At 67.4% G+C, this 6905-nt stretch carries 7 protein-coding genes; all 7 read right to left on the reverse strand.

Features of this window, described 5'->3' with window-relative positions:
- Nucleotides 1-33: 33 nt before the first annotated feature.
- The gene (locus ON23_RS19380; protein ID WP_039779892.1) at nt 34-1041 is read right to left on the reverse strand and encodes a 3-isopropylmalate dehydrogenase; all 1008 of its coding nucleotides are present in this window, start codon (nt 1039-1041) and stop codon (nt 34-36) included.
- Nucleotides 1042-1393: 352 nt separating this feature from the next.
- Nucleotides 1394-2992: a phosphoglycerate dehydrogenase gene (gene serA / locus ON23_RS19385; protein ID WP_039779893.1), complete on the reverse strand. Its 1599-nt coding sequence runs from the start codon at nt 2990-2992 to the stop codon at nt 1394-1396.
- A 235-nt stretch (nt 2993-3227) separates the two neighbouring features.
- Nucleotides 3228-3431 carry a cold-shock protein gene (locus ON23_RS19390; RefSeq protein WP_025351824.1) on the reverse strand — a complete coding sequence of 68 codons (204 nt, stop codon included), beginning with the start codon at nt 3429-3431 and terminating at the stop codon, nt 3228-3230.
- Between the two features lie 547 nt (nt 3432-3978).
- The gene (locus tag ON23_RS19395; RefSeq protein WP_039779895.1) at nt 3979-4215 is read right to left on the reverse strand and encodes a cold shock domain-containing protein; all 237 of its coding nucleotides are present in this window, start codon (nt 4213-4215) and stop codon (nt 3979-3981) included.
- Nucleotides 4216-4312: 97 nt separating this feature from the next.
- Nucleotides 4313-5131, reverse strand: a complete 819-nt coding sequence (locus tag ON23_RS19400; RefSeq protein WP_051042881.1) for an ATP-binding cassette domain-containing protein — start codon at nt 5129-5131, stop codon at nt 4313-4315.
- Nucleotides 5128-6177, reverse strand: a complete 1050-nt coding sequence (locus ON23_RS19405) for an ABC transporter permease (RefSeq protein WP_051042882.1) — start codon at nt 6175-6177, stop codon at nt 5128-5130. Before ON23_RS19405 ends, ON23_RS19400 begins: the two co-directional genes overlap by 4 nt.
- A 13-nt stretch (nt 6178-6190) precedes the next feature.
- Nucleotides 6191-6905 (reverse strand): substrate-binding domain-containing protein (locus tag ON23_RS19410; RefSeq protein WP_039779906.1); only part of this gene is annotated, 715 nt, incomplete at its 5' end.

The following is a 6905-nucleotide window of genomic DNA, read 5'->3' on the forward strand; positions in this document are numbered from 1 at the left end:
ATTCATTACGCGACAGGGGGATCGGCGGGAAACTCAGATCGACGCGGCGATGCGGTCGCCGATTTCGACCGTGGATGCGGTGCCGGTGCGGGCGGCGAGGTCCTTGGCTACCGCGGCTTCGATGCGGGCGGCTTCCTCGGAGCGGCCGAGGTGGTTCAGCAGCAGCGAGACCGAGAGGATGGCGGCGGTCGGGTCGGCCTTGGACTGGCCGGCGATATCGGGGGCGCTGCCGTGGACCGGTTCGAACATGCTCGGGTTGGTGCCGGAGGCGTCGATGTTGCCCGAGGCGGCCAGGCCGATGCCACCGGACACGGCCGCGGCGAGGTCGGTGATGATGTCGCCGAACAGGTTGTCGGTGACGATCACGTCGAAGCGGCGCGGATCGTTGACCATGTGGATGGTCGCGGCGTCGATGTGCTGGTAGGCGACCTCGACCTCGGGGTATTCCGCGCCGACCTCGGTGACGGTGCGCTGCCACAGCGAACCGGCGAAGCTCAGCACATTGGTCTTGTGGACCAGCGTGAGGTGCTTGCGGCGCTGCTGGGCCTTGTCGAAGGCATAGCGCACCACACGCTCGATGCCGAAGCGGGTGTTGGTGGAGACCTCGGTGGCCACCTCGTGCGGGGTGTTCACGCGGATCGCGCCGCCGGTGCCGGTGTAGGGGCCCTCGGTGCCCTCGCGCACGACTACGAAGTCGATGTCCGGGTCACCGGACAGCGGGCTGGTGACGCCCGGGTACAGCTTCGACGGGCGCAGGTTCACGTGGTGATCGAGCGCGAAGCGGGTGTGCAGCAGCAGACCGCGCTCGAGCAGGCCGCTGGGGACCGACGGATCGCCGATCGCGCCCAGCAGGATTGCGTCGTGCTGCTTCAGCTCCGGCAGCACCGACTCCGGCAGCACCTCGCCGGTCGCGTGGTAGCGCTTGGCGCCCAGGTCGTACTCGGTCTTCTCGACCCCGGGCACGACCACGTCGAGTACCTTGAGCGCCTCGGCGATGACCTCGGGCCCGATACCGTCACCGGCGATGACAGCCAGCTTCATATGACAACGCTCCGTTCGTTCCTGCTCGCGGCTCGCAACACGTATGCGGCCGAATCAGCCAAGGGCGGTCGATCGGCGGCGTGACGCCCGGCCGGATCGCCGACACCCGCCACACTATCGGTCGGGCGGATCACCCCGATAACCAGGGCAAGCCGCTCCCAATGAGTGAGATTCAGGCGGTCCGCGGCAGCGCCGGCCCGCGCGACGCCCGGCGTCGACGCGGAAGTATCCGACCACGCCAGGACTCGCATCGACCGAAAACACGGTGCGCGCGAATCCCATCCCGCGTCACCGCGGTGGATTCGCGCGCACCGGAAAGCGCTGTGACCGAGCCGATTCCGGCCCGGGTCACTCAGCTCAGATCGACCTGGGCCACCTTCGCGGCGCCGACGGCCTCGGCGATCGCGGACTGGACATCGGCCGGGACGGACTCGTTGACGCGCAGGATGACGGTCGCGCCTTCCTTGTCGATGTCCTGGCTCAGCTGCGCGGCCTGGATGTCGATGGACGCCTCGCCCAGCTTGGTGCCGATCTTGCCCAGAGCGCCGGGACGGTCGTCGTAGTTGAGGATCGCCAGGTTCAGACCCTCGGCACGCATGTCGTAGTTGCGGCCGTTGATGTTGACGATCTTCTCGACCTGAGCGGGCTCGGTCAGCGTGCCGGCGACGTTCAGCGTGCGGCCGTCGCCGAAGACGGCGCGCAGGTCGACCAGGCTGCGGTGGGTCGGGCTCTCGCTGTGGGTGGTGACAGAGGCCTCGAGGCCCCGCTCCTCGGCCAGCGAGGGAGCGTTGACGAAGGTGACCGCGTCCTCGATGTGCGCGGAGAACACGCCACGCAGCGCCGAGAGTTCCAGCACCGCAACCTCTTCCGAGGACAGCTCGCCGCGCACCTGGATCTCGAGGGAGACCGGCAGCTCGTCGGCGAGGGCGCCCAGCAGCACACCCTGCTTGCGGACGATGTCCAGCCAGGGCGCGACGATCTCGCTGACCGCACCACCGGCGACGTTCACCGCACCGGGCACGAACTCGCCGGCGAGGGCGAGCTGCACCGACTTGGCGACATCGGTGCCGGCGCGGTCCTGGGCCTCGGCGGTGGAGGCGCCCAGGTGCGGGGTGACGACGACCTGCGGCAGCTCGAACAGCGGGCTGTCGGTGGACGGCTCGGTCTCGAACACGTCGATACCGGCGGCGCGCACGTGGCCGGAGGTGATGGCGTCGGCCAGGGCCTGCTCGTCGATCAGACCGCCGCGGGCGGCGTTGACGATGATGACGCCCTTCTTGGTCTTGGCCAGGGTCTCCTTGTTCAGCATGCCCTTGGTCTCGGGAGTCTTGGGCAGGTGAATGGAGATGAAGTCGGCGCGCTCGAGCACCTCGTCCAGGCTCAGCAGCTCGATGCCCAGCTGGGCGGCGCGGGCCGGGGAGGTGTAGGGGTCGTAGGCGATGACCTTGGTCTCGAAGGCGGCGAGGCGCTGCGCGAACAGCTGGCCGATGCGGCCCAGGCCGATGACGCCGACGGTCTTGCCGAAGATCTCGACACCGTTGAACTTGCTGCGCTGCCAGGTGTGCTCGCGCAGGGTGGCATCGGCGGCCGGGATCTGGCGGGCGGCCGAGAGCAGCAGGGTGACAGCGTGCTCGGCGGCGGTGTGGATGTTGGAGGTCGGCGCGTTGACGACCATGACACCGCGTTCGGTGGCCGCGGGTACATCGACGTTGTCGAGGCCGACGCCGGCGCGGGCGACGATCTTCAGGTTCTTACCGGCCTCGAGCACCTCGGCGTCGACGGTGGTGGCCGAACGGACCAGCAGCGCGTCGGCCTCGGGCACGGCGGCCAGCAGCTCGGGTCGATTGGGGCCGTCGACCCAGCGAACCTCGACACCGTCACCGAGCGCGTCGACGGTCGACTGGGCGAGCTTGTCGGCGATCAGAACAACAGGACGGCCATTTTGGCTCACTGTGGGGCACTCCTGGGGAATGAGGTCGGCATTTACCGCGGACCAGCTTAATGGTCGCGCTTCGGCGCCGGTGTACCGCCCGGTAGGCAGGCGCCCTCACACCGCGACCGGACCTGCGCCGCACCGCATGCGGTCCCGTATGCGGAAGGGCCCCGCATCTCGAAAGATGCGGGGCCCCACTGTAAGTCGCGGACAGTTCACGCTACGTAAAGTGGCGCGCAGTCAGCGGACTCGATCAGATAACGCTGACGTTCTGAGCCTGCGGACCCTTCTGGCCCTGCCCGATCTCGAACTCCACGCGCTGCCCCTCGTCGAGGGACCGGAATCCACTACCGCTCACAGCCGAGTAGTGCACGAACACATCGGGACCACCGTCATCCTGAGCGATGAACCCGAAGCCCTTCTCGCTGTTGAACCACTTCACTACGCCTTGCGCCATTTCATACCTTCTGTAGACGAGCCGGGCCGACCAACTTCACGGTCGGCCCGTTCTCGATGTTCAAGCCTGCCATGGACCGCGCCCTCGCGCCACCACAGCGGTCCTCCCGCGGGCTGGAAACCGCGCTCGAACCGCGAATATCGCTTTTCGAGCGGTGCCCGCCGTGATTGTCCCGTGATAGCTCGGACGACGCCGCTCGTCACGCCGTCGCGAGTACCCGGAATCGTGTGAGCGGGACAGTCCGGCCGGAGAAATGGGTCGACCCCGGACCCTACGGTCCGGGGTCGACCCGAGGTCGCGTCGAGCGACCGAAATCAGTGATCAGCCACCGAAAGAGCCGGTCCACAGGGTGTTGACCAGGCCGTGGAAGGCCGCGCCCAGGGTGTCGAACAGGCCGTTCACAGCAGCACTACCGGTGTCGATGATAACGGGGATCATAAATACCTCTTCGTTGTTTCAATTCAGTCGTACAAACTGACGATCAACATATCGAGGGCCCAGAAAGGCGCGTTAACCCGATTTCGGGAAAAGTGATCTGCCCGACAGGTCACAGTTCGTGTGTGTCGGGCCACAGTCGACGCATCGGCTCGATTCGGACGCCCTCGGCTTCCGGGCCCGCCTTGGTATGGCGCACGTCGAACTCGACCCGCTGACCCTGGACCAATCGCCGGAAACCGTCGCCGTGAACCTCGGTGTATTCGACGAAAACGTCGGGTCCGCCACCATCCGGGATTATGAAACCGAAGCCTTTCTCACTGTCGAACCACTTCACCGTGCCGTTCAACTACGCTTCTCACTCACTTCTCGACGTCGGGGCAGGCAGAGGGTAACCGGACCCCCACCGACAGTCCAGCGCCGGCGGCCGTGCCGCGCACCGACGGTCACTCGGGCAGCGGGCGACGCAATTCATGTTGCAGCGCTTCCAGTTCCGCGCCGCCGGCCATCTGCCGGGTGAGCTCGGGAAGATCGATCTGCGATTTGTCGTAGCCGCCGAGCGCGCGGCCCCGCCGCAGCAGCAGGAATCGGTCGCCGACGGGGTAGGCGTGATGCGGATTGTGCGTGATCAGCACGACTCCCAGACCGCGATCCCGGGCCTGCGCGACGTAGCGCAGCACCACACCGGACTGTTTGACGCCGAGCGCGGCGGTCGGTTCGTCGAGAATGAGGACCTTCGCGCCGTAGTGGACCGCGCGGGCGATCGCGACACATTGGCGCTGCCCACCCGACAGTGTGCCGACGGGCTGTTCCAGATCGCGGATCTCGATTCCCATGTCCGACAACGCCGTCCGCGTGATGTCGCGTGCGGTCGCACGGTCCAGCAGGCGAAAGGGTCCGGCACCCCTGGTCGGTTCCGAGCCGAGGACGAAATTGCGCCACACACTCATCAGCGGCACGACCGCCAGGTCCTGGTAGACGGTGGCGATACCGCGGTCCAATGCCTCGCGTGGCGAGGAGAACCGGGTCGGTTCACCGTCGATGCGCAGTTCACCGGCATCGTGGCGGTGAACGCCGGCGAGAATTTTGATCAGTGTCGACTTTCCGGCGCCATTGTCGCCGAGCACGCAGGTGACCTCCCCCGCCCGGACGACCATCGAGATGTCGGCGAGGGCGACGACGCCGCCGTAGCTCTTCCCGATTCCGGCCGTCTCGATCAGCGGCGCGGAGGCCGGCTGTTCGGTGTCGCTCTGTCGAGTGGTCATCGGCGCAACCTTTCCGCGCGCTTGGCGAAGGCGTTGTTGACCAGTACCGCGGCGAGCAGCAGCACACCGAGGAACAGCATGAACCAGTCGCTGTCCCAGCGCGCGAACACGATTCCCTGCCTGGCCATGCCGAAGATCAGCGCGCCGATGGCCGCGCCCAGCACCGATCCGAATCCGCCGGTGAGCAGGCAACCGCCGACGACCGCGGCGATGATGTACTGAAATTCCAGTCCCACGCCCTGATTCGCCTGCACGCTCGCGAACCGCAGCAGATTGCAGGAGCCGACGATCCAGCCCGCGAAGGCGGTGCCCATGAACAGCAGAATCTTGGTCCGTGCCGCCGGTACGCCGACGGCACGAGCGCTGGGCAGCGAACCGCCGACCGCGTAGATCCAGTTGCCGAAGCGGGTGCGCACCAGCACGAGCGTCGCCACCGCGGTGACCGCGATCCACCACAGCACCGAGGCCTGGATGCGGGCGTCACCGAGATTCGTCGTCGCCGCGAAAACCCAACCGGCCGAGGCGTACCCGGGCGCCGACCGGATGCCCGACACCTGCACGGTCCCCGTGACCAGTCGTGTGACACCGAGGTTGAGACCTTGCAGAGCCAGGAATGTGCCCAGGGTGACGATGAAGCTGGGCAGGCCGGTCCGCATCACCACCCATCCGTTCAGCGCACCGACCGCCAGGGCGAACAGCAGCGAGGCACCCAGCGCGAACCATACGTTCCATCCCGCGTGCACCGAGAGCATGGCGGTCACCAAGGCCGTCGACGCTGTCATCACGCCCGCGGACAGGTCGAATTCGCCGCCGATCATCAACAGGGCCACCGCGACGGCCATGATGCCGAGTGTCGAGGCGTCGTCGAGCCAGGTGGCCACCCCGAGGGGACTGAGGAACCGGTCGGTGATCACGGCGAAGAAGGCGAAAACCACCAGCGCGCCCAGACCGGCGCCGATCTCGGGCCGGACGATCAGCCGGTTCACCAGAGACGGCCCGATCGCGGCGGGCGTGGTGGATTCGGAAACCGTTGCGGTGTCGTTCATGCCGGCTCCCTGCTCAGCGCGTGCCCTGCGCCACCAGGGCGGCGATGGCGTCGACGTCGTTCTTGTCCACGAAGGCGGGCCCGGTCTGCACCGGCATCCCGCCACCGACCGTGTTGAGATTGCGCCGATACAGCTGCAGCATCACCACCGGCAGATATCCCTGTTCGTACTGCTGCTGGTCGACCGCGAACAGCAGGGTTCCGGCCCGGATCGCTTCCACCACATCGGAGTTGAGGTCGAAGGTGGCGACGGCGGCGCGGGAGTGGGATTCGCGGGCCCCGTCGACGGCGCGGGCGGCGATCTGCGAATTGAGGGTCAGCACGGCGTCGATGGAGCGATCGGCCTCCAGGGCTCCCTTGATCCGCGACTGCGCATCGGCCGGATTGTTGATGTCGACCTGCAGGGTGGTCGCGTTGCCGCCGAATCCGTCGATCGCGCCGGCGCAGCGGTCGTTGGCGCCGATATTGCCGGCCTCGTGAATGACGCAGAGCATCCTGGTCTTCCCGGCATCGCGCAGGCGTTTCCCGGCGGCCGTCCCGGCCTGGCGCTCACTCTGCCCGACGTGCCCGATCGCGCCGGCGGCCGCGCTGTCGGCTTCACCGGAATTGATCGTCACGACCGGAATGCCCGCCGCGACGGCGTGCTCGATGGACGGGCGCAGCGCCTGCGGATTGGCCATCGACACCACGAGTCCGTCCACATGCTGTGCGACCGCGTTGTCCACCAGC

It is taken from the genome of Nocardia cerradoensis NBRC 101014, from assembly GCF_000308535.1.
GTDB classification, from domain to species: Bacteria; Actinomycetota; Actinomycetes; order Mycobacteriales; family Mycobacteriaceae; genus Nocardia; species Nocardia cerradoensis.